The 21665-nt window shown below is 63.8% G+C and carries 31 protein-coding genes; 17 read left to right on the top strand and 14 right to left on the bottom strand.

What is annotated here, in order from left to right:
* Nucleotides 1-188 precede the first annotated feature (188 nt).
* Both NLM31_RS20675 and NLM31_RS20680 read left to right on the top strand, forming a co-directional pair.
* Entirely contained in the window at nt 189-785 is a 597-nt protein-coding gene (locus NLM31_RS20675) for a L,D-transpeptidase (protein ID WP_254135397.1), read from the top strand.
* Nucleotides 786-942: 157 nt separating this feature from the next.
* Nucleotides 943-1164, top strand: coding sequence for a hypothetical protein (locus NLM31_RS20680; protein WP_254131125.1), 222 nt, complete (start codon nt 943-945; stop codon nt 1162-1164).
* Here NLM31_RS20680 and NLM31_RS20685 read toward each other — a convergent pair.
* Both NLM31_RS20685 and NLM31_RS20690 read right to left on the bottom strand, forming a co-directional pair.
* Nucleotides 1161-1601 carry a hypothetical protein gene (locus NLM31_RS20685; RefSeq protein ID WP_254193447.1) on the bottom strand — a complete coding sequence of 147 codons (441 nt, stop codon included), beginning with the start codon at nt 1599-1601 and terminating at the stop codon, nt 1161-1163. The genes NLM31_RS20680 and NLM31_RS20685 overlap by 4 nt on opposite strands.
* A 186-nt stretch (nt 1602-1787) precedes the next feature.
* A complete protein-coding gene (locus tag NLM31_RS20690; RefSeq protein ID WP_254193448.1) occupies nt 1788-2246 on the bottom strand; it encodes a MarR family transcriptional regulator in 459 nt (152 codons plus the stop codon).
* A gap of 103 nt (nt 2247-2349) precedes the next feature.
* Here NLM31_RS20690 and NLM31_RS20695 point away from each other — a divergent pair, with 103 nt between their 5' ends.
* The 5 genes from NLM31_RS20695 to NLM31_RS20715 all read left to right on the top strand — a co-directional run bounded on the left by NLM31_RS20695 (nt 2350) and on the right by NLM31_RS20715 (nt 6737).
* Nucleotides 2350-4272, top strand: coding sequence for an FAD-binding monooxygenase (locus NLM31_RS20695; protein ID WP_254193449.1), 1923 nt, complete (start codon nt 2350-2352; stop codon nt 4270-4272).
* Between the two features lie 141 nt (nt 4273-4413).
* Nucleotides 4414-5382: an SH3 domain-containing protein gene (locus NLM31_RS20700; protein ID WP_254193450.1), complete on the top strand. Its 969-nt coding sequence runs from the start codon at nt 4414-4416 to the stop codon at nt 5380-5382.
* A 169-nt stretch (nt 5383-5551) separates the two neighbouring features.
* The gene (locus NLM31_RS20705; protein WP_254131130.1) at nt 5552-5830 is read left to right on the top strand and encodes a hypothetical protein; all 279 of its coding nucleotides are present in this window, start codon (nt 5552-5554) and stop codon (nt 5828-5830) included.
* Between the two features lie 334 nt (nt 5831-6164).
* Nucleotides 6165-6332, top strand: a complete 168-nt coding sequence (locus tag NLM31_RS20710) for a hypothetical protein (protein ID WP_245305985.1) — start codon at nt 6165-6167, stop codon at nt 6330-6332.
* A gap of 27 nt (nt 6333-6359) precedes the next feature.
* Nucleotides 6360-6737, top strand: coding sequence for a hypothetical protein (locus tag NLM31_RS20715; protein ID WP_254193451.1), 378 nt, complete (start codon nt 6360-6362; stop codon nt 6735-6737).
* Between the two features lie 9 nt (nt 6738-6746).
* Here the strand turns inward: NLM31_RS20715 and NLM31_RS20720 are convergent, their stop codons facing one another.
* The 3 genes from NLM31_RS20720 to NLM31_RS20730 form a co-directional block, all read right to left on the bottom strand.
* Nucleotides 6747-7316 (bottom strand): TetR/AcrR family transcriptional regulator, encoded by a 570-nt coding sequence (locus NLM31_RS20720; protein ID WP_254193452.1) that lies wholly within the window; start codon nt 7314-7316, stop codon nt 6747-6749.
* A complete protein-coding gene (locus NLM31_RS20725) occupies nt 7316-7660 on the bottom strand; it encodes a multidrug efflux SMR transporter (RefSeq protein WP_254131133.1) in 345 nt (114 codons plus the stop codon). The genes NLM31_RS20720 and NLM31_RS20725 overlap by 1 nt, the downstream gene beginning before the upstream one ends.
* A gap of 201 nt (nt 7661-7861) precedes the next feature.
* A complete protein-coding gene (locus NLM31_RS20730; protein ID WP_254193453.1) occupies nt 7862-8527 on the bottom strand; it encodes an O-methyltransferase in 666 nt (221 codons plus the stop codon).
* 98 nt (nt 8528-8625) lie between these two features.
* Between NLM31_RS20730 and NLM31_RS20735 the strand changes: the two genes are divergently transcribed.
* The 3 genes from NLM31_RS20735 (at nt 8626) to pdxY (ending at nt 10863) form a co-directional block, all read left to right on the top strand.
* The gene (locus tag NLM31_RS20735) at nt 8626-9270 is read left to right on the top strand and encodes a TetR family transcriptional regulator (protein WP_254193454.1); all 645 of its coding nucleotides are present in this window, start codon (nt 8626-8628) and stop codon (nt 9268-9270) included.
* A gap of 90 nt (nt 9271-9360) precedes the next feature.
* A complete protein-coding gene (locus NLM31_RS20740) occupies nt 9361-10002 on the top strand; it encodes an FMN-binding negative transcriptional regulator (RefSeq protein ID WP_254193455.1) in 642 nt (213 codons plus the stop codon).
* 48 nt (nt 10003-10050) lie between these two features.
* On the top strand, nt 10051-10863 hold the full coding sequence (gene pdxY / locus NLM31_RS20745; protein ID WP_254193456.1) for a pyridoxal kinase: 813 nt from the start codon (nt 10051-10053) through the stop codon (nt 10861-10863).
* 8 nt (nt 10864-10871) lie between these two features.
* Here pdxY and NLM31_RS20750 read toward each other — a convergent pair whose 3' ends face one another.
* The gene (locus NLM31_RS20750) at nt 10872-12269 is read right to left on the bottom strand and encodes a hypothetical protein (RefSeq protein WP_254193457.1); all 1398 of its coding nucleotides are present in this window, start codon (nt 12267-12269) and stop codon (nt 10872-10874) included.
* Between the two features lie 176 nt (nt 12270-12445).
* Here NLM31_RS20750 and NLM31_RS20755 point away from each other — a divergent pair, with 176 nt between their 5' ends.
* The 4 genes from NLM31_RS20755 to NLM31_RS20770 all read left to right on the top strand — a co-directional run bounded on the left by NLM31_RS20755 (nt 12446) and on the right by NLM31_RS20770 (nt 13671).
* A complete protein-coding gene (locus NLM31_RS20755; RefSeq protein WP_254196360.1) occupies nt 12446-12601 on the top strand; it encodes a hypothetical protein in 156 nt (51 codons plus the stop codon).
* Nucleotides 12582-12746 carry a Flp family type IVb pilin gene (locus tag NLM31_RS20760; protein WP_254135398.1) on the top strand — a complete coding sequence of 55 codons (165 nt, stop codon included), beginning with the start codon at nt 12582-12584 and terminating at the stop codon, nt 12744-12746. The genes NLM31_RS20755 and NLM31_RS20760 overlap by 20 nt, the downstream gene beginning before the upstream one ends.
* Before the next feature lie 207 nt (nt 12747-12953).
* Nucleotides 12954-13202 (top strand): hypothetical protein, encoded by a 249-nt coding sequence (locus tag NLM31_RS20765; protein WP_254193458.1) that lies wholly within the window; start codon nt 12954-12956, stop codon nt 13200-13202.
* Nucleotides 13203-13524: 322 nt separating this feature from the next.
* On the top strand, nt 13525-13671 hold the full coding sequence (locus NLM31_RS20770; RefSeq protein WP_187437598.1) for a hypothetical protein: 147 nt from the start codon (nt 13525-13527) through the stop codon (nt 13669-13671).
* A gap of 4 nt (nt 13672-13675) precedes the next feature.
* Here the strand turns inward: NLM31_RS20770 and NLM31_RS20775 are convergent, their stop codons facing one another.
* Complete coding sequence (locus NLM31_RS20775) at nt 13676-14257, bottom strand: bifunctional transcriptional activator/DNA repair enzyme AdaA (protein ID WP_254193459.1); 582 nt, start codon at nt 14255-14257, stop codon at nt 13676-13678.
* Between the two features lie 113 nt (nt 14258-14370).
* On the opposite strand from NLM31_RS20775, the gene NLM31_RS20780 reads away from it, so the two are divergent.
* Together NLM31_RS20780 and NLM31_RS20785 are read left to right on the top strand one after the other, a co-directional pair.
* Nucleotides 14371-14790 carry a nuclear transport factor 2 family protein gene (locus NLM31_RS20780; protein ID WP_254193460.1) on the top strand — a complete coding sequence of 140 codons (420 nt, stop codon included), beginning with the start codon at nt 14371-14373 and terminating at the stop codon, nt 14788-14790.
* Nucleotides 14791-14863: 73 nt separating this feature from the next.
* Nucleotides 14864-15784, top strand: a complete 921-nt coding sequence (locus NLM31_RS20785; RefSeq protein WP_254131142.1) for a DMT family transporter — start codon at nt 14864-14866, stop codon at nt 15782-15784.
* Between the two features lie 12 nt (nt 15785-15796).
* On the opposite strand, the gene NLM31_RS20790 is transcribed toward NLM31_RS20785, so the two are convergent.
* The 7 genes from NLM31_RS20790 to NLM31_RS20820 form a co-directional block, all read right to left on the bottom strand.
* Entirely contained in the window at nt 15797-16645 is an 849-nt protein-coding gene (locus NLM31_RS20790; protein WP_254193461.1) for an outer membrane protein, read from the bottom strand.
* A gap of 177 nt (nt 16646-16822) precedes the next feature.
* Complete coding sequence (locus NLM31_RS20795) at nt 16823-17110, bottom strand: hypothetical protein (protein ID WP_254193462.1); 288 nt, start codon at nt 17108-17110, stop codon at nt 16823-16825.
* A gap of 97 nt (nt 17111-17207) precedes the next feature.
* Complete coding sequence (locus NLM31_RS20800; protein ID WP_254131145.1) at nt 17208-17450, bottom strand: hypothetical protein; 243 nt, start codon at nt 17448-17450, stop codon at nt 17208-17210.
* 133 nt (nt 17451-17583) lie between these two features.
* Nucleotides 17584-17934, bottom strand: coding sequence for a zinc ribbon domain-containing protein YjdM (locus NLM31_RS20805; protein WP_254131146.1), 351 nt, complete (start codon nt 17932-17934; stop codon nt 17584-17586).
* A gap of 199 nt (nt 17935-18133) precedes the next feature.
* The gene (locus NLM31_RS20810) at nt 18134-18970 is read right to left on the bottom strand and encodes a PhzF family phenazine biosynthesis protein (RefSeq protein WP_254193463.1); all 837 of its coding nucleotides are present in this window, start codon (nt 18968-18970) and stop codon (nt 18134-18136) included.
* Nucleotides 18971-19033: 63 nt separating this feature from the next.
* Nucleotides 19034-19687, bottom strand: a complete 654-nt coding sequence (locus tag NLM31_RS20815) for a hypothetical protein (RefSeq protein ID WP_254193464.1) — start codon at nt 19685-19687, stop codon at nt 19034-19036.
* Between the two features lie 155 nt (nt 19688-19842).
* The gene (locus NLM31_RS20820; protein ID WP_254193465.1) at nt 19843-20271 is read right to left on the bottom strand and encodes a hypothetical protein; all 429 of its coding nucleotides are present in this window, start codon (nt 20269-20271) and stop codon (nt 19843-19845) included.
* A 381-nt stretch (nt 20272-20652) separates the two neighbouring features.
* On the opposite strand from NLM31_RS20820, the gene NLM31_RS20825 reads away from it, so the two are divergent.
* Nucleotides 20653-21459: an FkbM family methyltransferase gene (locus NLM31_RS20825; RefSeq protein ID WP_254193466.1), complete on the top strand. Its 807-nt coding sequence runs from the start codon at nt 20653-20655 to the stop codon at nt 21457-21459.
* The last annotated feature ends 206 nt before the right edge of the window (nt 21460-21665 follow it).

The following is a 21665-nucleotide window of genomic DNA, read 5'->3' on the forward strand; positions in this document are numbered from 1 at the left end:
CTGTCGTTTGTGGTGATGGAACCAGCCGTGCCGAACACGGGCACGTGTTCCGCATTGCCTTGTTTTCAGCACGATTTGGGCAGCATCCTTACCGTGCTGGGGGTGCTGCTATCCGCTATCGGGGGCCGGCGGTGCCAAAATCTCTATTCGCTTTATTCGTTCTCGCCCTGCTGCCGCTCGGTGGCTGCATGCAGACGACGCTCTCGCCATCGACGGATGCGAGCATGACGCCGCGCGACCGTCAGTTGCTGGCGCACACGCCTTACGCCCAGGCGAACGTGCCTGAGCAATATCTCCGCCACATCGTCGATTATCCGCGCAAGGAGCAGCCGGGCACGATCCTGGTCGATACCGATGCGCGCTATCTCTATTACGTACTGCCCGACGGCAAGGCGATCCGCTACGGCGTCGCGGTCGGCGAAGAGGCGATGGCCTTCTCGGGCGTCGCGCGTGTCGGTCGTCTGGCGGAATGGCCAGACTGGGTGCCGACGGCAGAGATCCAGGCGCGACTCGGGCCGTATCCGTCGCGCGTGGCCGGTGGTCCCGCCAATCCGCTGGGTGCGCGGGGCATCTATCTCTATACCGGCAACAAGGACACGCTCTACCGCATCCACGGCACCAATCAGCCGGAATATATCGGGCAGGCGATCTCGTCGGGCTGCATCCGGATGCGCAATGAGGACGTGATCGATCTGTTCGATCGGGTGAAGCTCAACGCAACCGTCGTGGTGCTACCGCCTGGACAAAGTGCGCAGATGAATGCAGGGCCGAACTGGCGCGGGTGAGACAGCTGATCTGACCTGTCACGTCAGCCGCATCACCGAAGCTTGAAGGTCGTGACTGCGTCGAGCGACGACCGGGCGGTTGCAAAGGTGAACTGCTTCACAGGCGCCAGGCGCCGGTTGCGCTATGTCTCAATGGCTCGTTGCCATTGGAGGCATCATGCAAAAATTTCTTGATCAATTGAATGAGGGCGACCGTCGCATTGTCCGCAACTGGCGCTTGGTTGCCGTTGGCTTCTACGGATCGATCTTCGCCGGACTGGTCGCGTACTCGGTGCTGCACTGGAATCCGGAGGTGAACTACGCCTCGGCCGATTCCGCGGCCCATGCGAAGCTTGTGGGCACTTCAGGCACTGATGGGCGTGCGCCGTTCGCGCCTTAATCCTCGGGCCGGGCGACGCGCCATTGCAACGTCGTGGCGGTGCCATTGGCTTCGCCCGGCGCCTTGTCGGCCACCGACGTGTAGAGCGGACGGTAGCGGAACGCCCACATCTTGCTGCCGTCATTGCGGGTGATCGGTGTGAAATCGCCGGTCGCCTGGGCATTCGCGGGAGCAGCCAGCGGAATCCAGGCCTCTGCGCATTTGCCGTTACAGCTCGATGTCTTGCCGCTGGTGTCGCGCTCATAGAAATAGAGCGTCATGCCCTTGAGGTCGACGAGCTTCGGGCCCTGCTTGGTCAGCACGTAGCGCGCAGGTGCGGGCACCGCCTCGACTTTCGGCGCGGCCGGGGCTTCGCCGCCGCCGCCGCCATGCCCATTCGCGAACGCATGCCCGGTGGACAGCGCGATGACCGTGGCGGCAATGACGACCCTGAACATCCGAAGCTCCAAACCGGCAAAGTTAATCGCGCGTTAAGCGCAGAATTGACGCCGACCGTAACAGCCGAAGGTTAGCTCCAGGTTTCGCGGGTCTGCGACAAATACGTACAAAACTACGGGGGTATTGGCTTTTTGCCTGTCGCGTTTTCTTGACGCGAACCGGTACCCACTTCGCTCGAAAACGCTTTACGCATCGCGCAGCGGCGCACGGCTGAGCTCGTTGCCGGCGGCGATGGCCTTGCGTAGCAGCCGCATCAAATCCTCGCCTTCCTTGGCGCTGAGGCCGCGCAGCATGATCTGTTGCGCAGATTCGACCGCGGGCGTGATCTTGCGCAGCGTGCGGCGGCCCTCGTCGGTGATCTCGAGCTCGCGGGCGCGGCGGTCGCGGCTGCTGGCGCGCCGCTCAGTCAGGCCTTTCTGCACGAGGCGATCGACCACGCCGGTGATGGTGGTTCGGTCATAGGCGATCAGTCCCGCGAGCGTGACCTGGTCGAGCCCCGGATTGGCCTTGATGGTCGCAAGCGCCGCGTATTGCACCGGGGTGAGGTCGAAGCCGGCTTCGCCGACCTCGGCGAGAAACACGGCGACCGCGATCTGCTGGAACCGGCGTGCCAGATGGCCGGGCATGTCGTTGTTGTCTTTCACCGAATTCTCCGTGCGGGCAGGGACGGTGGATGATTATTGACAAGTATACTGATAGTCAGCATACTGAGCAATATCCAACAAAACGTCAACGGGAGAGGTGCTCATGCAATTCCATCTCAATGGATTCCAGCCGGGCGACCCCGAGATCGCCGATCCCACCGAGCGCATCCAGGCCTCGGGCGCTGTCGGCGCCGTGCCTGATGAAGTCGATGTCCTGATCGTCGGCTGTGGCCCGGCGGGCCTGACGCTCGCGGCCCAGCTCGCACAATTCCCTGATATCAAGACCTGCATCGTCGAGCAGAAGCCGGGCCGGCTCGCGGTCGGCCAGGCCGACGGCATCGCCTGCCGCACCCTGGAGATGTTCCACGCCTACGGTTTCAGCGAGCGCGTGCTGAAGGAGGCCTATTGGGTCAACGAGACGACGTTCTGGAAGCCGGACGGGCAGGCGCCGGAGAAGATCGTCCGCAGCGGCCGGGTGCAGGACGTCGAGGACGGGCTGTCGGAATTCCCGCACGTGATCCTCAACCAGGCACGCATCCATGACGGTTTCCTCGACGTGATGCGAAAGTCGCCGGCCAAGCTCGAGCCCCATTACGGAAGGCGTCTGCTCGACCTCCAGGTCGATCCAGCCGCTGGGCCGTCCGACCATGCCGTGACGGTGCGCCTCGAACGCGTCGATGCCGCGAACGAAGGCAAGGTCGAGATGATCAAGGCGCGCTACGTCGTCGGTTGCGACGGCGCGCGCAGCACGGTGCGCAAGTCGATCGGCCGCGAACTGCATGGCGATTCCGCCAACCATGCCTGGGGCGTGATGGACGTGCTGGCGGTGACCGATTTTCCCGACATCCGTTTCAAAGTGCTGATCCAGTCGGCCAAGGACGGCAGCCTTCTCATCATTCCGCGCGAGGGCGGCTACATGGTCCGCCTCTATGTCGAGCTGGCAAAGCTCGACATCGGCGAGCGCGTTGCCAACCGCAACATCACGGCCGAAGACGTGATTGCCAAAGCGCAGCGGATCCTGAAGCCGCATACGCTCGAGGTGAAGGAGATCGCCTGGTGGTCGGTCTACGAGATCGGCCAGCGCCTGACCGACAAGTTCGACGACGTGCCGGAAACCGAGATCGACACGCGGCTGCCGCGCATCTTCATCGCCGGCGATGCCTGTCACACCCACAGCCCGAAAGCCGGGCAGGGCATGAACGTCTCGATGCAGGACGCGTTCAACCTCGGCTGGAAGCTCGCCGCCGTGCTGCGGAAGCAGAGTACGCCGAGCCTGCTTCATTCCTATTCGGCCGAGCGGCAGGCGGTCGCGAAGGAGCTGATCGATTTCGATCGTGAATGGTCCGGGATTCTCGCCTCCGCGGCGAAAGCCGGCGGTGGCGATGCGGCGAAGACGCAGGACTATTTCGTCAGGCACGGCCGCTACACCGCGGGCACGGCGACGCACTACACGCCGTCACTCCTCACCGGCGCAGCCTCGCATCAGCATCTCGCGCGGGGCCTCGTCATCGGCAAACGCTTCCATTCGGCGCCGGTCATACGGCTTGGAGACGCCAAGCCCGTGCATCTCGGCCACGCGGCGCAGGCGGATGGTCGTTTCCGGATCTATGCGTTCTCCGGTGCCGAAGATCCGGCCGCGCCCGGCTCCGCCATTCGCGCGCTGTGCAGTTTCCTCGCGGAGGCCAGGGAATCGCCGCTCAGGCGGTACACGCCGGCCGGTGCCGACATCGATGCCGTGATCGATCTGCGCGCGGTGTTTCAGCAGGATCATCGCGCGCTCGCCATCGAGGCGATGCCGACGCTGCTGCTGCCGCGGAAAGGGCGCTACGGCTTGCTCGACTACGAAAAGATGTTTTGTCCGGACCTCAAGAGCGGACAAGACGTGTTCGATATGCGCGGCATCGATCGGACGTCCGGCTGCATGGTCGTGGTGCGGCCCGATCAATACGTTGCACAGGTGCTGCCGCTCGATGATTTTGCGGCGCTCGCGGCGTATTTCGATGGCTTCATGTTGCAGGTGAACTGACACGTTGCTGCGCCGATGAATGGCGGATGAATATTGAACCGCGGGCGCAGCGCGCCTCTCAATCTTTTGGCTGATACGGCGTCGGCGCACGGAACGCTTCATTCCGCTCGCGCGTTCCGCCTCTCAGAGGAGGACTTCGCCATGAGACTGAGAACCGCTTTAGTTGCTGCATTGCTGCTCGCGCCGACGGCCGCATTGGCCGCGCCGGGAATCGTCACCGTCTCGACCGGTCTGCGCGCCGGCCCGGGTGCGGGCTTTCCGCTTGTCGATCGCGTCCCCGAGGGCGCCCGCGTCAACATCCACGGTTGCCTGCGCGGCAATGCCTGGTGCGATGTGAGCTTCTCCGACGACCGCGGCTGGGTGTCGTCGCAATATCTCGAATATCTCTACCGCAATCACTACGTCTATCTGCCCGACTATGCCGACGAGGTTGACGTGCCCGTCGTCCCGTTCGTGCTGAGCTCGTACTGGTCGAGCTATTACGAGGGCCGCCCCTGGTATCGCCGCCACGCCTACTGGAATAACTACTGGACGTCGCATGAGCGCTTTGCGACGCGGATGACGATCGATCCGCACGCCGCTCGGATCGGACGCGCCGCGACGCGTGACGCTGCGGTTGCGCTCGGCCGCGACGCGCATAACAAGGGCAATGTTGCCGTCTCCGGCCGTGATGCCGCGACGGCGCGGCATGATGCGACGATCGCCAAGCGCGAGGCTGCAATCGGCGTCGATCGGAATCGCACCGAACGGAGCCAGCGTTTCGTCAACGAGCGGACGGCGGTGCAGGGCCGCAATCCCCGTGACGCGCAGGCGCGGATGATGCACGAACAGGCGGCAAGCCGCGCTGCGATACGCGCGCAGCCGATGGCGCGTGCACATGAAGCGCCGCGTGTGTCGGCCGCGCCGGCGCCCCGGCCCGCGATGCCGCACGTCGCTCAGCCGAATATCAGCCATGGCGCGCCGATGAACGCCCACGCGCAGATGCCGGCACCGCGTGCGGCTGCACCTGCGCCTGCGATGCCGCATCCCGGTGGCGGCGGCGGCGCGCCGCACGTCAACGCCGCGCCGCATGGCGGCGGGCCCGGCGGTGGTCCGCAGAAGCACCAGTGACATTGGAAAGAAAAGCCCGGCCTCCGCGCCGGGCTTTTTGCTTGGGTTGTTCGGGTTCCGTGCGCGTACAATTTAAGAAAGTTCTTCGCGGGCAGATTTCATCGATCGTAATATGTGTACTCAAAGGTGTAAGCATCCACTCGGGGCAGCGGGGCACGGGAGGATGTAGATGAGACAGAGCCAGGCGGACTCGCGCCGCCAAAATGTCGCGAAGCGGTCGATGACCAAGGAGGCGAGGCAATTGGCCAGCTTGATTGCGGGCTTGCGCAAATCTCTCGATGGCATCCACAAGGAGCGGACGAGCACAAAGCTCTCCGGTGCCGAGATGGGGCTGCTCGACGAGCGCCGCAACAATCTGTTGCTCACCATAGCTGCCCTGGACGACCGTCTATCGGCTGTGCAGGGTCTGATCGATCTCGGCCGTCCACACGTGATCCGCGTTCACTGAGCGGATCGGCTCGGCATTATCGGTTCCGTCGCGGCGGCGATGGGCCGGCGCCGGCTGGCGGCTCTGCACCGCATAGGGGTTGTACAGCACTCGGCCGTCGCGGATCCAGGTCTGCGCGGTTGCGCGGCATGGCCGCGAACAAGCCCCCGGCAAGCAGAATCTCATTGATGATGCGGCGTATGGACCTTCGTCGCGCTGTTGGAACCGGTGTCGGCGCACAATGCTGCCGCGGACGGCACCAAATTGCCACGCTCCCGGCGAATTGCCGCCAAAGCCCGCTGCCACGACGGAACGGGGCAGGGCAACCGCAAGGGGACAAGCATTGGCCTATAAAATGGTCGCAGAACGCGACAATGAGAAGTACAGTTTTGCCCGTGAAAGCCGGTTGCTCATCGTGGCGAAGGCGAAGGTTTGGGCGAGCGAAGGGTGGCGGGTCGTCATCACCGATCAGGACGGCAAGGCCTACGCGCCGCCGGAGTTCGATCAGTTGCTGGCGGCGTGATCGCAAGGCGCGGGCTAGGGGACGACATTGAGATCGCACATTCGACCGGGGCGCGAAGTCATTGCGCCTCTGGTGATTCTTGGGACCGTGGCCGCGGCTGCGATCGCGCTGACGGCGCCGTTTGCCTTCGCGCAAAATCTCGACGCCGGCAAATCGGCTGAAAAGCTGTTCGCCGACGGTTGCACGGCCTGCCACCGCAGTCCGCGGGGGCTCGCGAAAGGGCGCTACACCCTGACGCTGTCCTGGTTCCTGCAGGACCATTATTCGGCCGGTCCCGACTCGGCCAAGGCGCTCGCAGCCTATCTGGTGTCGGTCGACACGCCGCCTCCAGTTGCTCCGGTGAAGCCTGGCGCAAAGTCACCCCGATCCAAGCCGCATCCGCCCAAGCCGGCGCAGAGCCAGTAGTCGGCTGGACTAGACGCGCCGATAGGTCTGCGCGATCAGGCGGTCGTGCACGGCGCGCAGATCGGCGTTCATGCGGGTCTGTCCCGTCGTGACAAAGGACAGCCAGGCGCCGTCTGCGGCCAGACGTACGATCTGCAGCTCAGGCGTCGCATCGGTGGCACGGTGGCGTTTAAGGCGCGCCTTCATCCAGTCGTTCCAGAGCTTGCGCAGTGACGGGTCGGTGACGACCACCATGCTCAACGCCGCCCAGGGCGTGGCGAAGCCGAACGCCTTGCCGGTGAACACCGCATTGACATAGGCGCGCGTAAAACTGCCGCGCGGCTTGGGATCCGCTTCGATGGCGGCGTCGATCTCGGCATCGACGCGGGCGAGCAGATCAGCGAACAGGCCCTCGATCAGCGCCTGCTTGCTTCCGAAATGATGGAACAGCCCGCCTTTGGTGACGCCGGCCGCCGCTGCCACCGCTTGCACCGTGACACCGGAGACGCCGTGGTCCATGGCGATCGCTGCGGCGTGGTCCAGCAGGGCGCGCCGCACCTGCTCGGGCTGCTTGGCGCGGGTATAGGCGCTCGCCGGCATCAATGCGCTGTCGTCTGCGAGAACAGGTTGATCACCACGACCCCCGAGACGATCAGTCCGATGCCGACGAAGGCTGCGGCGTCCAGCATCTGGCGGAACAGCACGAAGGAGACGGTGGCGGTCAGGATGATGCCGATCCCGCCCCAGATCGCGTAGGCGATGCTCAGGGGGATGACGCGGATCGCGACCGACAGCGCGTAGAACGAGGCCACGTAGAACAGCACCATCGCCAGCGTCGGCCAGGGCCGCGTGAACTGCGCGGACTGCTGCAGGAAGGCGGACGCCGTCACCTCGAACACGATGGCGAGGGCAAGCGCGGCATAGGAGGTGAAAGCGGACGTCATGACGATCTCGGGCCTGGCGCGCGAAAGATACCGCGCGGTAGGTATGTTTAGCACGCGTAATCTGGCTTTTGTCGGGAGCGGATATCACGTGTGAGTGACGAGCCTGCGACAGGGAGCGATGAGCCCGGGGCTGCGACGGGAAGCCGCCGCGCGACAAATCGCGCAGCGGCTTCAAGCCGTCGTGAGCCGTTCGATGCGGTGCTAGTTGATCCGCACGGTGAGTTCGACGTCCCCTGCGAAGGGCGTGGACATGTAGCCGTTGCCCGGATGGCGGACGCGGGCGAGATAGTCCGGGCTGAAATCGGCGTTGTCGGCGACGATGATCGCGCCGGGCTTCAGACGGTCTTCGACCAGATCGAGGATCTCCGGATAGAGCGCCTTGGCGCCATCGAGCAGCACGAGATCAATCTGATCGGGCAAATCCTTGCTGAGCGTCTTCAGCGCATCGCCTTCGCGGATTTCGACGAGATCGATCAGCCCGCCGTCTTTCAGGTTTTCCCGCGCCCGCGCCGCCTTGGACGGCTCGAACTCGCTGGTGATGAGCCTTCCCCCGCCATTGTCGCGCAAGCCTGCGGCCAGATGCAGGGTCGAGATGCCGAACGAGGTGCCGAACTCGACGATCACCTTCGCGCGCGAGCTGCGCGCCAGCATGTAGAGCAGGTTGCCCGTCTCGCGCGAGACGGCGAGCGGCGCGTCCCTCAGGCGTGCGTAGAGGTCGCGGTAATCGGTCTTGCTCTGCATCATCCGTGCGCGGTCGGCGTCGGTCACGTCGGCGAAGGCGGCTCGTGTCGCGCCGCGTGCGGCTTCGTCCTGGTCGAACAGGCGATCCAGCAGCGGCGCAAGCGAGGTGATGGTCGGGGTGGTCATTCGGTGTCTCCAGAGTTCGCGGCAAGGCGTGGGCTTGCGTGCGGATTGAAATACGACTAATTCGTCGCATTTCCTATTCGCATTCCCCCGGGTAGACCGTGGCCGATCGTCGAAGTCGTTCAGTTTCCTCACGAAAACAGCCGCAGCAGGCCCGCTCCAACGAGCTGGTCGCGGCCATCCTCGATGCCGCTGTTCAGGTTCTGGCGAAGGAAGGGGCACAGCGTTTCACCACCGCGCGGGTGGCTGATCGGGCCGGGGTGAGCGTCGGATCGCTCTACCAATATTTTCCGAACAAGGCGGCGATCCTGTTCCGCCTGCAGAGCGACGAGTGGCGAAGCACGAGCGAGCTCCTGCGCGGCATTTTGGCGGACCAGACGAAGCCGCCCTTCGTGCGTCTGCGCGCGCTGGTGCATGCCTTCATACGTTCCGAATGCGAGGAGGCGGCGATCCGCGGCGCGCTGAGTGATGCCGCGCCGCTCTATCGCGATGCGCCCGAGGCCGAGGCGGCGCGCGCGGCCGGCGAGGGCATCGTCGCAGCCTTCATGCGCGAGGCGCTGCCGCAGGCCCCGGAGGCGACGCGCGAGCTTGCCGGGGAGCTGATCAAGACGACGCTGGCGGAAGTCGGCAAGCGGTTCTCGGAAGCGCCGCGCAGCGAGGCCGAGATCGCGCGCCACGCCGACGGGCTGGCCGACATGTTCTGCGCCTACCTCGATCAGCTTGCAGGCCGCGGAAGTCATTCCTGACATCTGCGTTTGCGGCCCAATATCGTTTCGGATTTCGTGGGATCATGGGTTAGCTTTCCATCGCCCGTCGTCCAGCCCGAGTGCCGCGCCATGCATGTCCTTCGGCCCCAGTTCCGCATCGAGCAGCAGCGCGCTCTGGAATTTGCGTCAAGGCGCGGCTTCGGCGTGATCGTGGCGGCGGATGCGAACGGCCCGCGCGCCTCGCACGTGCCGTTCGTGCTGGTCGAGCGCGATGGGCGCGCGATCGTGCAGATCCATTTCACGGCAAAAAATCCGCTGGTCGAGCTGGCCGACGGCGTCAGGCGCTTCCTGCTGATCGTTGCCGGCGACGATGCCTACATCTCCAACGATTGGTACGCCTCGCCCGACAATGTCTCGACCTGGCTTTACGAGGCGGTGCATCTGTCGGGTGTGATGCATCTGCGCGGACACGATGAAAACCGTGGTCATGGCGATGCGCTGCTGTCGGTTGCCGAGGCGCGGCTGCCGAAACAGCCCTGGGACCTCCAGCAGATGGATCCGGGCAAGCGCGAGAGCATGCTGGCTGCGATCCGCGTCGTCGATCTCGTGGTCGATCAGATCGAGGGGCAGGCCAAGCTCAACCAACATAAAAGCGACGCGGACCATGTCGCGGTCGCCGATCAATTGGGGCGGTCGGAGGAGACCGGGCACCGGAGGCTGGCGCGGAAGATGCAAGCGCTGCGGCCCGGGCTCGGGTACGAATTTTCGTGATCCGGGCGACGCTTGCCACATCGCGCTTTTGACCCTACGGACCTCTGCATGCTCGTCATCTCGATTCAAAGCCAGGTGGTCCACGGCCATGTCGGCAACAGCGCGGCGGTCCACGCGATGCAGGCGGAGGGCGTCAACGTCGCCGCGGTGCCGACGACGCTGCTGTCGAACCATCCGCGTTATCCGACCGTGCGAGGGCGGGTGCTCGACGCCGAGCTGGTTGCCGATCTGCTGCGGGGTGTCGAGGAGCGGGACCTCGTCGACGAGGCGGCCGTGCTCGTCACCGGCTATCTCGGCTCGCCCGACAACGCCGTCGTCGTCGCCGATTTCGTCGAGCGAGCGCTGTCGCGCAATTCGAAGCTCGTCTATCTCTGCGACCCCGTGATCGGCGACGACGGCCGCGTCTATGTCGCCGACGGCATTTTGGACGTGGTGCGGCATCGCTTGTTGCCGGCCGCACATTTGATCACGCCGAACCAGTTCGAGCTCGAGCTGCTCTCCGGCGTCAAGATCGCAGACACGGATAGCCTGCGTGCGGCAGCGGCTGCCCTGGCGGGACAACGCCGGATCGACGTCGTTGCCACCGGCTGCACGCTCGCCGACACGCCCAACGGGCAGGTGGAGACGATCCTGTGTGCTGATGGGCAATTGTCGCGCTTTGCGACGCCGCGCCTGCCGATCCGCCCCTATGGCACCGGCGATCTCCTCACCGGCCTGATCGCGGCGCACCTGGCCAAGGGGACGGCAATCGAGGCGGCAGTGCGGCTTGCGGTCGAGACCATCTTCGCCGTGCTCGTTCGCACCGAGCAGGCAGGATCGGTCGAGATGCGTCTAGTGCCGTTGCCGGCCTCAGGGAACTGAGCGACGGCTCAGGTCGTTCGCTTCGCGGCGGACTGTGCCGATTTCTGCGACCTTGCCGAGCTCTTCTGCTCCCGCGCGGCCTGGGACTTCGGCGGCCTCGCGCTGGCCACCGCGCGCGCTTTCTTCGATCGGGTGTTGGCGGCTTCCTTGCGGTCGGTCGAACCGCCGCGCTTCGAGATATATTCCTGACCGTCGATCGGGCCGACATGCGGCGGATCGCGACCGAGATAGGGCCGGCCGATGCCGAGCGCCTTGCCGTTGGCATCCACCCACTTCCACAACACTTCGGTCGAGACCCAGCGCTGCGCGCGGTTGTTGCCGGCGGTCGAGACGATGTCGGCCGCCATGCCGTGACCGTAGCCGCCGCGAAGACTGCCGCCGTGATAGGAGCGGTTGGAGGCTGCCTTCAGGCCGCTTGCAATCTCCTGGCGATAATCGTCACGGAACGCGCTGGTGATCCCCGGCGAGAGGCCGGCGGCCTCGGCGGCGAGCAGCATGCGAAACAGCTTCTGCTTGAAGCTCTTGTCCATGCCGCCGATGACGTAATCCATCAGCGCCATCTTGGCGCGGTCGGCCGCCTTCGGATCCTTCCAGGCAAAATCCTCGTCGACGAGTTTCGTGAAGCTGCGCATCACCGTGACCATCTTGCCCCTGCGCTTGATGGTGACGGCGCGGCGGTCCTCGACCTTGATCGAATCTTCCTTCGGCGTGCGCTGATAAAGCGCCCAGAGATAGCGGTCGATGCAGGCATCCATGGCGAAGCATTCATCGAGCACGGCCACCGTATCGGCGGGCGGCGACGACTTGCTCTCGGTCACGGGCCCGCTCGCGATCGCCGCGGGTGACAGCGTTTCTTGCGGCACGACGTCACCGGGATCGGCGGATGCAAGCTTGATGGTGGGCGCGGGCGCGGGCTCAACTTCAGCCTTGTCCGCAGCCTTGGTCTCTTCAGCCTTGGTATCAACTTCAGCTTTGGCCTCGCCGGCGACGGGAGCGGCTTCGCTGATGACAGCGGCAGCCTCGCTGGCGGCAGCCGCGGGCTCAGGTGCGACCTGAGGCGCGGGCGAAGCCGCAGGCACGATGTCGGTCGGATCGGCCGAGGCGAGCTGGACGGCGGGGGCGGGCGTCTCGGGCGGAGGTGCTTCGACCAGCGCCACGCGGGGTGTAGCAGCCGCGGCGGCGGCGATGTCGGCGGTCAGGGCGATGCCATCATCGATCGTCGCCGCGCGCGGGATGTCGGCAAGTTCGAGGCGGGTGAGATCTTTGGCGCGGGAGACGGCGGCTGCATTGGCGCCGCTGTTCTCGATCAAAGCAGGGGCATAGGCGGAGAGAGACAGTGCCAGCCAGCCGACCATCACGGCCGAGGGGCATGAGACCGCCACAAGAAGAGACCGCCGATCATTCATGATCCCTGCCTCCAAGGTTCGTGAGCGAACCAGATTGCACAGCCAAGCACGCGGCGCGTCAATTGTTCGGGGGACGATGTGGCGGTGCAATGGCGCAAAAACCCTGAAAAGGGCTTTTCGCGCGAGTGTTGCCCGATTGCAACTTTGGTTCCCGCGCGGTTCCAGCAGCTTTGCAGGTGGAGAAGCAGGCAAAATCGGCCCCGAATGCCGATCAAATTGAATTATCCGGATTTACTCAATCTTGGATTGTGATGCTGCATTGCTCGCGTGCCGGCAACGTCCGGCAGATCTGGGAAGGATATGCTTGTGAAATTGAAATGCTTGTTGGCTGAATTCGTGGCCGATGAATCCGGTGCCACAGCGATCGAATACGGCCTGATTGCCGCGGGCATTGCGCTCGCGATTATTGAAGTCATTTATGCGCTCGGCACCAATCTCGTCGCAAAATTGCAAGCATTGGCGACTGCCTTGAAATAGGGCGTTGTCGCCCTCCTTTTGCGAGCTGAGCGAAGCAATCCAGCATTACTTCCGCATAAGCCATCGCAGCGAGGCGATTCGCCCAAGGCGTCCGGCGCGTTAAACATATCGCCATGCGCGACGCGCGATATTGCGTTGCAGCAATGCATGTCGCAACGCAGCAAATCAGCCCTACATGTGCTCCGAACTTCTCTTTGGAGCATCACCATGAACAAGAAGACTTTGTCGATCGCAGCCGCTGTCCTCGCTCTTGCGGGCACGACTGCCACCTTCGCCGCCGAGCTGCCTGCCTATGAGGCCAACGGCATTCCGGCCTCGCCCGTGCAGGTCCGCGTGCTCGGCGCCGCCCATGTCGAGCAGCAGGTGACGGCGCCCGCCACCAGCATGACGGCGCTTCAGGCCGCCGTGCTGACGCCGCGCAAGTTGAAGACTGCGACCGTGGGCTCCGCCCGGTAAGACCGACATTGCACCCGGCCGAGAGGCTGGAGCCAAAACCTTCACGACGTCATGGCCGGGCTAGTCCCGGCCATTTTTTTATTCGCGGCCGTCATGCCGTTGCGACGAAGTGATCGGTCACAGTAGACGCGTTCCATCTCTGGCCGCGCGTTGATGCGCTGACTGAGAATCTTTCGGCAGAAAAATTCCTCGCAACGCGCGACTTGTGTACCGGCGTTCAAAACGAGTGTGATCTCCTTAATACTTGTTTTGCAGATCGCGGCGCTTGATGCGGACGCCGCATATTGGCGGCCAAGAATCGTTTTTCATAATGGAGTCCGTCATGCCTGTTGCGCAGAAAGCCGTTGTTGTCGCTAATTCGCCGCGCGAATTCATCGTCCGGCACGTCGCAATGTTCGCAGCCGCCGCGCTGTTCGTGTTCGTGCTGAGCCTGACTTATGGCCTCGATCTCAGCCCCGGCTTCTTCTGAGCGATCACACTCTCCGTACTGCGCGCAAGCTTGATGGCGAACGGCCATAGAGCTCGGCGAAGGCGGCGTTGAAGCGCCGCAGGCTGCCGAAGCCGGACTGGAACGCGATGTCCGTCATGGTGTGCTCGCCGGCATCGAGCAGGCGCTTGGCGCGCTGGACGCGAAGCGTCTTGGCAAGCTGCTGTGGCGTCGCGCCGACATGGCGCTCGAACAGCCGCGCCAAATGACGCGATGAGATGCCGAGCCGCGTCGCAAGCGTCACCACCGAGGCCGCGTCGAGCGCACCTTCATTGATGAGCTTCATGGCGCGCGCGACCGTCGAACGCGTGCCGTTCCAGGCCGGACAGAACGGCGCGGTCTCGGGACGGCAACGCAGGCAGGGCCGGAAGCCGGCAGCCTCCGCCGCCGCTGCGGTCGGGTAGTAGGCCACGTTGCGTGTCAGCGGGTGCTTGGCGGGGCAGACCGGCCGGCAATAGATCCCCGTTGTCTTCACCGCCGTGAAGAACCGGCCGTCATAGCGGGGATCGCGGCGCAGCCGCGCGGCGTTGCAGGTCTCGAAGCTCAGCATCGGTGGATGATAGCGCATGCCGGCGCCGACGAAAGTGCCGCGGGATGACCGAGTCCGATTGTGGCGAGCCGCGGACCTTCTCGCGGCCTAGAAGGCACATCCTCACATCAACGCAAGCGAGGGAGCGCGCCGTGACCAGCCCGAAGGACATCGTGATCGCCGCCTGGAAAACCTTTTCGTCGCGCGACATCGAGCGCATCGCGGCGCTGTTCACGGAGGATGCCGAGTGGATCGCGCCAAAGGGCAACGCCACGGCCGTCGCGCTCGACCACACCGACCACATGGTCGGCGCCGAGCAGATCGCGCGCTTCATCGCGCAGGAGATGCACAAGATGTTCTCCGGGATCGATATCGCCTTTCGCGGCGTCTATGCCGACGGTGACACCGTCATCGTGGAGGAACGGATGCGTGCGACGCTCGCCGGTGGCAAGGCTTACGAGAACGACTACTGCTTCGTGTTCACGGTGGCGGGCAATCGCATCCGCGAGGTCAGGGAATACATGGATACGCGCAAGGGATGGCGCATGGTCTTTGGTGAGGAGACGCGATGATTGGATCATCGCGTGCCAGCCCTGCAGCTGCGTGGGTTGAGCCGATCGGCGCACTGACATAAGGCTTGGGCCCATGGATCAGCGAACGAGCGGCGCTGACGCTCTCACTCAAACGAACGATGCGACGCAAGCGCTAATCGGCGTCGTCTGCGGGCTGTCGGCTGCGCTGTTCTGGGCGCTCGGCTTTGCCGGCACGCGGCACGGGCTGAAGGTCGGCTTCACGCCGGTCGATCTCCTGGTGCATCGCTACGTCTGGTCGGGCATCGCCTTCCTGCCGCTGGTGCTGCGCGCCGGCGTCTCCGATCTCTGCGGCATCGGCTGGGCGAGGGGGCTTGCCCTGATGGTGCTCGGCGGCCCCGTGATGTCGCTGATCTCCTACACGGGGTTCCTGTTCGTGCCGCTCGGCCATGGCAGCGTGATCCAGCCGTCCTGCGCGACGCTCGGCGGCCTGTTGCTGGCTGCGCTGTTCCTGAAGGAGCGGATCTCCGCCTCGCGATTGGCCGGGGCGATCGTGATCGTCGGCGGGCTCGGCGTGATCGGCGCGGAATCGATCGGCCATATCGGCATCGACGGCGTGCAGGGCGATCTGATCTTCGTGCTGACCGGCCTGATGTTCGCCGGCTTCGGCGCGCTGCTGCGCCACTGGCGCGTCTCGGCGGTGTCGGCCGCGCTCGTCATCAACGTGCTGTCGCTGCTGCTGCTGCCGATCTACATCGCGACCGTCGGTCTCGCCCACGTCGCCGCGATCGGCATCACCGAGAACGCGATCCAGGCGCTGGCGCAGGGCGTGCTCGCCGGTCCTGCCGCGCTCTATCTGTTTGCGGTCTCGGTGCAGCGCCTCGGTGTCGCGCGCGCGGCGGTGTTTCCGGCCTGTGTGCCGGCGCTGACGCTGCTCACCGGATGGTTGCTGCTCGGCGAGCCGCCGACGGCGCTGCAGGCCGCCGGCCTCGTCACGGTGCTGTGCGGGTTCTATCTGGCGCAGCGACAGAGCTGAGGCGCAGCCGGCTCAGTATTTGGCGACGAGCGGCGTGCTGCCGAACTTGTAGTTGAGCGTCAGACGTGCCGTGTCGACGACAAAGCGCTGGCCTTGCGTGATTGTCGTCGTGGGCGCGAGGCCGGTCGTGTCAACAGCCGTGACCGACGAGCGCCCGAGATCGACATGAAGGTACTCGAGCCCGACGTTCCAGTTTCCGAAGGCTTTCGAGACGCCCGCACCGGCGCTCCAGCCCACGCGGGTCTCGGCAGCGCTCCCGACGAAATTGATGCCGGCGCAAGCAACGCCGCCCGGGGTACACGCAAATCCGATGCTGCTTTCCGTCCGGCCGTAGGCAAGGCCGCCGGTGCCGTAGAACAGCCAATCATTGGCGGCGTAGCCGACCTTCCCGCGCAACGTGCCGAACCAGTTGATCTTGGCCGACAGGCTTTCATCGACGTTCGCGGCCGTGGTCACCGCCGAAGTCGTCACCAGGCGACTGGCGCGAAAATCCGCGGCTTGAATGTCCGTGACGGCGCCGACCACCCATTGGCCGAATTGCTTGTCGTAACCGAACTGAAGCCCGCCAAACACGCCATTCGGGTTGAGGTTCGGGAATTGATTTCCGCTGACGAAGCCCGGAAAGCCGGTGGTCAGAAACGTCGTGATGTTTCCCGCGTTGCCGGGATTGACCAGGCTGAGACGGGGATCGGTATTTTCACCCCAGCCATAACCGACATTGCCGCCAACATAGAATCCGGTCCAGTCGTAGACCGCAGCCATCGGCGGAGCCTTGACATAGGGCCGGGCAGCCAGATCGGCCGCCTGGGCGCCGGTCAGTCCAATGATTGTCAGGCCCGCGGCAAGCGTCAGTCTTTTCATGAGGCAATTCCAACTTCCGGATCAAAACGCCTGCGAAAATACCTCAGGTTGTCTCGGCCGAATGTAGTGAATTTGACACACCGGCAAGCAAACGGCATTCGCCGGCGCGGCTAAAGGGCTCACGCCGGTGCTTGCGAATTCCATCTCGCGTCACGGGAGAGATAGAGGGCGCCGCGACTAGCCGCTCTTCGCCGGCGGGCTGCAGGTGACGGTGCAGCTGTTGAAATCGCAGACCAGCAGTTGGGATTTCGCCGGGCATGCCTTCAGACTGCGGATCGGCTTGGGCTCGCCGCCGGGGACGACCATTTCGAGCGTGGTGCAGTTGCCATAGCGGGAGCAGGCGCCGCTCGGGAAGACGATGTCGGTGCAGCGACAGGTCTGTGCGGCGTTCGCCGGTGCGCTGCCGACGAATGCGATCGGGGCCACGACGAGCGACGCGGCCAGAATGAACTGACGGAAATGCATGACGACCTCCCTATGGTTGTAAAGTATGCGGCAAGTTACCACAGGGGAGGTGCGGCGCTTGTGAAGCGCCTCACAAGGCCGCGCGTGCGAAGCTACTCTAATCGCCGACCTGGACCAGCCGCGATCCCTTGACCGGGGATTTCGGCAGCTTGCCGGGCTTCTTCTTTGCTTTTTTGACGGTCGCCTTCGCCAGCGCCGGTGACTTCTCGAGCCGGTGCAGGATGTGCTTGATCAGCCCCTCGCGATCGGACTTCTTGTCCAGGGCGTAGTGCTTGATCGTGATCTCGAGCCGATCCTTTTTCGGATGATAGTCGTGGTCGAGTGACGGCTTCTTCGACATGGACGGAACCCCCTCATGATGCAGCCGGGCTGCGTGCCCTTGCGTGTCATCCTAGCTGCATCGGGTGGGTTCGCCTATCGCGGTGTGCGTTCAGCGCGCAGGGGTATGACGCGTTGCCGAGCGGTGGGGCGGGTTAGGCCTTCTTTACGAACTCCGACTTCAGGTTCATGGCGCCGATGCCGTCGATCTTGCAGGCGATGTTGTGGCCGTCGGTGGCGTCCTGGAGACGGATGTTGCGGACCTTGGTGCCGCCCTTGACGACCGAAGACGAGCCCTTGACCTTGAGGTCCTTCATCACGATGACGCTGTCGCCATCGCTGAGCGCATTGCCATGGGCGTCGCGCACGCCGCCTTCATCAGGTGCAGCCGCTTCCGCACCCGCCGCGGCGCTCCATTCATGACCGCACTCCGGGCAGATCCAGAGATCGCGATCCTGATAGGCGTGCTCCGACTGGCAGGCGGGACAATGTGTGGAATCATTCATGCTGGTCTCGATCCTGGAAGGGAAACGCCTCGGCGGTCTTGATGCAGATCAATTTTCACGAAAACAACCCCATGCACAGTAGAAATGCTCGCGGGTTTTGAATTTCGGCGAATCGGAATAACATTTGACCCGTCGGGCAAAACAGGTGCATCATGGCAGGGTGGGCAGCTGCGATGGTTGAGGGCTGCACCCCGACGCACTACCCCTCCATGAACCGCGCCGTGCCCGACACCCGGATCGAGCTGCCCTTGGCCGCGCCGATCTCCGCGCGGATCAGCGAGCGCGCGCCCATGTCTTCGCCCTGGACGATGTCGATGGCGCCGCCGTGCGGCCAGCCGATGTCGCGCAGATAACCTGCGAACGCTGCGGCGGCCGCACCCGTCGCGGGATCCTCGACCACGCCGCCGGCGGCAAAGGCATTGCGAACATGAAACAGCCGCGGCGTTTCCACCGTCACCAGGGCGATGGTGACCAGGCCCGCTTGCTCCATCAGCGCGCGGCCCCGTTCGAACTCATAATTCATGCGCGCGAGCGCCTCGCGCGATCGCAACGCCAGCAGGGCATGATCGGCGCCGCCGTGAATTTTCGCAGGGCTCAGTTTCTGGTCGAGATCGCCGCTGGCGTAACCGAACAGATCCAGCAACGCATCCCGCAGCGACGCATCGAGCGGCGTGCTGCGTGTCGGCGGCGACTGCAGCGCGGCTGCGATGGTGGTGCCGTCGCGCTGCCCCGAGACGGAAATGTCGGCATCGTTCAGATGCAGCCCAAAGCTGCGATCGCCGTAGCGATGCGCAAGCGCCGCACCGAGCGCGATGGTGGCGTGGCCGCAGAACGGCACCTCCATCGCCGGCGAAAAGTATCGCACGCGCCAGGCCTCGCCCTCGGGTGCGGCAAAGGCCGTTTCCGAAAAGCCGACCTCGGTTGCGATTGCCTGCATCGCCGCTGCATCCGGCAACGCCTCGCCGATCCAGACGCCGGCGGGATTGCCGCCGGTGTTGCCGTCGGAGAAGGCCGCGATACGGAGGACATCGGTCATGAGGGGGATCCTGTTGGCCGCCAGGCCCGGCGGCCATTGGAGATGTGATGCGCGAAGGCGAGGCTATTGTTGGCGGGCGTTCCGCGTAAAGTAGTCGTGAATCCTCACGGCTTGCCGAACAGGCCAACTGGGCTTCTGCCCGGTGAGCTGACGAGATAGCGCGTCTCGCTGCGCATGCAAGTCGAAATGCAGACCTGCCCAACCAAATGCGGCAGCGATGAAAATGAGACCGGGAATAAAGTCGGCAATTTCGACGGGCCGGTGAGTGACAAGCTTGGCAAACGGCGTCGCGCTGCGAATGCCCGCTAGAGCGGCAATGAACTTGATCAAACTCCAGACGACGAATTGCTCGATTTGCCAGACGAACTTCGGGGCGATCGCGGCCCCGGATATCCCGGCAAGTACATATGTCAGCAATTGGGGACCGACAAAGACGCCGACGATGGCGCCGATGAAAATCACCTCGTCCCTGGCGTTCGTGAGGTAATCGACAATCGCTGCGCATGTCGCTTCGTAGGGTTTACAAACCGCAGCAAGGTGGGCGCTGTTCTTTGCCGCGACGATTTCCAATGCAAAGAAAAGCAAAAAGAAAAACGAGTTGATGTACCAGATCAAATAGAGCTCGCCGGCGTGCTGCTTTCTCAAGCGGCCTGCCACGTAAAATACCGCGACGGTCGCGACGATCACGAAAACGAGGTGCCAGCCCCAGCCCGCCATTTCAAGATTTCCCGCAGCAAGAACAGGGATGCGGAGCGTATTTGAGCACAAGAATTCGGGGCTGACCGCGGTCTGGCGCCTTCAAAACTGCCGACGATGCGGACAATCGTCGGCAGTTTGAGCCTGCGCCCGAAGTCTTAGGCTTGTCTCAATTTTCATTTTCCGCGTTGTCCGGGGCAGGTGCCCGACAACAGGCAGTAGGTCCCGGTACCTGTAATGGAACCACCGATCAGGGGCCCGGCCTTGCTGGTTTTGTCGGCCGAGGCAGTGGAATCCTGGGCTGGCGCAGCAAGAGTGAGATCTTGCTTGGGAATGGCAAGTTGCCGGACGAACTCATCCGGTTGGCGGAAGTTCTGCGTTTCGTATGGACTGTGATAATTGCCTAGCGGCCGCGTCAACGGCGCGGTCTCCAGCCTCTGCACAGTCGGTGAGAGCTTCAGCTCTGTAGCCGTACGCCCGAACCACCGTGCGGCCATTTCTTCCAGGACGACCAGAAACGTTCGGGGAGGAGGCCCGGCGTGAGCCGCGGTGCCGGACGCGCAAACAACTAAAAATACAAAAGCAGCAAGCATTTTCGCACGCATGGTGATCCCTCCATGAGCAAATGACTTTGACTGCAAACGCTCTAAATAATCAGCCAGCTCGGATGGACGCCCGCTGTTGGGCTACCAATGTCTGCAATGTTGCTTCTGCAATCTCGGGGCGGAACGCCCTGGAGAAGCAATATGTCCACCTGCATCTGTGGCGTGTGAGGGGGACAATCGGTTCACAGCGCCGTTTGAATTGGTCTTCACGGTTGCGCGATCATTCGAAAATGGACGTCGGCCACGCGGTTGTTGCGCTGCGTAATTCTGCGGGGATGCCGCGGTGAACGGGTCGCTGCGTTCGTGTCCAATGTCGGGGCAAGCTTCACGCAAGCAGGTATTGGGATAGAGTGGCATCGAATCATTGGGGGAGATTCTGCAATGCCGATCGCGGGGCAAAAGCTGGCCTTTGTCATGGCTTCGACCAGCCATGGGACGATGATCGTCAATCGATTCGACTATCGCATGGTCGCCCCTGACCGCGGCTACGGTGTCGGGTTTCAGCTCCTCGAGGGCGCCGCCTTCGATCCCGGCGAAGTCAAGGTCGCGCTCGAGCTGCTGGCCTTGCGGCGCAAGCACCACGGCGACGGCGTGATCGCGATCGACTGCGGCGCCAATATCGGCGTGCACACGATCGAATGGGCGTCCGCAATGACGGGCTGGGGCTCGGTGATCGCGATCGAGGCGCAGGAGCGGATCTACTATGCGCTCGCCGGCAACATCGCCATCAACAATTGCTTCAATGCGCTGGCCGTGCACGCGGCCGTATCGTCCGAAGCCGGTACGCTGCAAATCCCGAATCCGGACTATTTTACGCCGTCCAGCTTCGGCAGCCTGGAATTGCAGCAGCGTCCGAACAATGAGTTCATCGGCCAGCAGATCAATTATACCGACAACACCGTTCTGGTCCGGAAGATGACGCTGGACGAGCTCAATCTGCCGCGCGTCGATTTCATCAAGATCGATATCGAGGGCATGGAGATGGAGGCGCTGAGCGGCGCCCGGGAGACCATCAACAAATATCACCCGGTGCTGCTGATCGAGAAGATCAAGACGGACATCCCGCAACTCGAGCGATGGCTCGCCGACAACGGCTACAAGCCGTTCGGGCTCGGCATCAACATTCTCGCGGTCCATCAGGGCGACGCGAGCCTGAAGGATATCAACGCGCCGCAACGGGCGGGGTAGGCGGAGCGCGGCTTCACGGAAGCGAATGTCTCGTAGGTTGGGCAAAGCGAAAGCGTGCCCACGGACTTTTTGTGACGGAGAGAGGTGGTGGGCACGGCGCAAGTGCGCCTTTGTCCACCCTACGGCTTCGTGGCCGCGTAGGATGGGTAGAGCGGAGCGAAACCCATCAAGTGTTGTCGTGGAATGATGGGTTTCGCTGACGCTCT

Source organism: Bradyrhizobium sp. CCGUVB4N (assembly GCF_024199945.1).
Lineage (GTDB): Bacteria > Pseudomonadota > Alphaproteobacteria > Rhizobiales > Xanthobacteraceae > Bradyrhizobium.

Excerpts from the sequence above, each read along its gene's own strand:
- NLM31_RS20675 (WP_254135397.1), top strand. The coding sequence starts at position 189 with ATGCAGACGACGCTCTCGCCATCGACGGATGCGAGCATGACGCCGCGC.
- NLM31_RS20680 (WP_254131125.1), top strand. The coding sequence starts at position 943 with ATGCAAAAATTTCTTGATCAATTGAATGAGGGCGACCGTCGCATTGTC.
- NLM31_RS20685 (WP_254193447.1), bottom strand. The coding sequence starts at position 1,601 with ATGTTCAGGGTCGTCATTGCCGCCACGGTCATCGCGCTGTCCACCGGG.
- NLM31_RS20695 (WP_254193449.1), top strand. The coding sequence starts at position 2,350 with ATGCAATTCCATCTCAATGGATTCCAGCCGGGCGACCCCGAGATCGCC.
- NLM31_RS20700 (WP_254193450.1), top strand. The coding sequence starts at position 4,414 with ATGAGACTGAGAACCGCTTTAGTTGCTGCATTGCTGCTCGCGCCGACG.
- NLM31_RS20705 (WP_254131130.1), top strand. The coding sequence starts at position 5,552 with ATGAGACAGAGCCAGGCGGACTCGCGCCGCCAAAATGTCGCGAAGCGG.
- NLM31_RS20710 (WP_245305985.1), top strand. The coding sequence starts at position 6,165 with ATGGTCGCAGAACGCGACAATGAGAAGTACAGTTTTGCCCGTGAAAGC.
- NLM31_RS20720 (WP_254193452.1), bottom strand. The coding sequence starts at position 7,316 with ATGCCGGCGAGCGCCTATACCCGCGCCAAGCAGCCCGAGCAGGTGCGG.
- NLM31_RS20725 (WP_254131133.1), bottom strand. The coding sequence starts at position 7,660 with ATGACGTCCGCTTTCACCTCCTATGCCGCGCTTGCCCTCGCCATCGTG.
- NLM31_RS20730 (WP_254193453.1), bottom strand. The coding sequence starts at position 8,527 with ATGACCACCCCGACCATCACCTCGCTTGCGCCGCTGCTGGATCGCCTG.
- NLM31_RS20740 (WP_254193455.1), top strand. The coding sequence starts at position 9,361 with ATGCATGTCCTTCGGCCCCAGTTCCGCATCGAGCAGCAGCGCGCTCTG.
- pdxY (WP_254193456.1), top strand. The coding sequence starts at position 10,051 with ATGCTCGTCATCTCGATTCAAAGCCAGGTGGTCCACGGCCATGTCGGC.
- NLM31_RS20750 (WP_254193457.1), bottom strand. The coding sequence starts at position 12,269 with ATGAATGATCGGCGGTCTCTTCTTGTGGCGGTCTCATGCCCCTCGGCC.
- NLM31_RS20765 (WP_254193458.1), top strand. The coding sequence starts at position 12,954 with ATGAACAAGAAGACTTTGTCGATCGCAGCCGCTGTCCTCGCTCTTGCG.
- NLM31_RS20770 (WP_187437598.1), top strand. The coding sequence starts at position 13,525 with ATGCCTGTTGCGCAGAAAGCCGTTGTTGTCGCTAATTCGCCGCGCGAA.
- NLM31_RS20775 (WP_254193459.1), bottom strand. The coding sequence starts at position 14,257 with ATGCGCTATCATCCACCGATGCTGAGCTTCGAGACCTGCAACGCCGCG.
- NLM31_RS20785 (WP_254131142.1), top strand. The coding sequence starts at position 14,864 with ATGGATCAGCGAACGAGCGGCGCTGACGCTCTCACTCAAACGAACGAT.
- NLM31_RS20790 (WP_254193461.1), bottom strand. The coding sequence starts at position 16,645 with ATGAAAAGACTGACGCTTGCCGCGGGCCTGACAATCATTGGACTGACC.
- NLM31_RS20795 (WP_254193462.1), bottom strand. The coding sequence starts at position 17,110 with ATGCATTTCCGTCAGTTCATTCTGGCCGCGTCGCTCGTCGTGGCCCCG.
- NLM31_RS20800 (WP_254131145.1), bottom strand. The coding sequence starts at position 17,450 with ATGTCGAAGAAGCCGTCACTCGACCACGACTATCATCCGAAAAAGGAT.
- NLM31_RS20805 (WP_254131146.1), bottom strand. The coding sequence starts at position 17,934 with ATGAATGATTCCACACATTGTCCCGCCTGCCAGTCGGAGCACGCCTAT.
- NLM31_RS20810 (WP_254193463.1), bottom strand. The coding sequence starts at position 18,970 with ATGACCGATGTCCTCCGTATCGCGGCCTTCTCCGACGGCAACACCGGC.
- NLM31_RS20815 (WP_254193464.1), bottom strand. The coding sequence starts at position 19,687 with ATGGCGGGCTGGGGCTGGCACCTCGTTTTCGTGATCGTCGCGACCGTC.
- NLM31_RS20820 (WP_254193465.1), bottom strand. The coding sequence starts at position 20,271 with ATGCGTGCGAAAATGCTTGCTGCTTTTGTATTTTTAGTTGTTTGCGCG.
- NLM31_RS20825 (WP_254193466.1), top strand. The coding sequence starts at position 20,653 with ATGCCGATCGCGGGGCAAAAGCTGGCCTTTGTCATGGCTTCGACCAGC.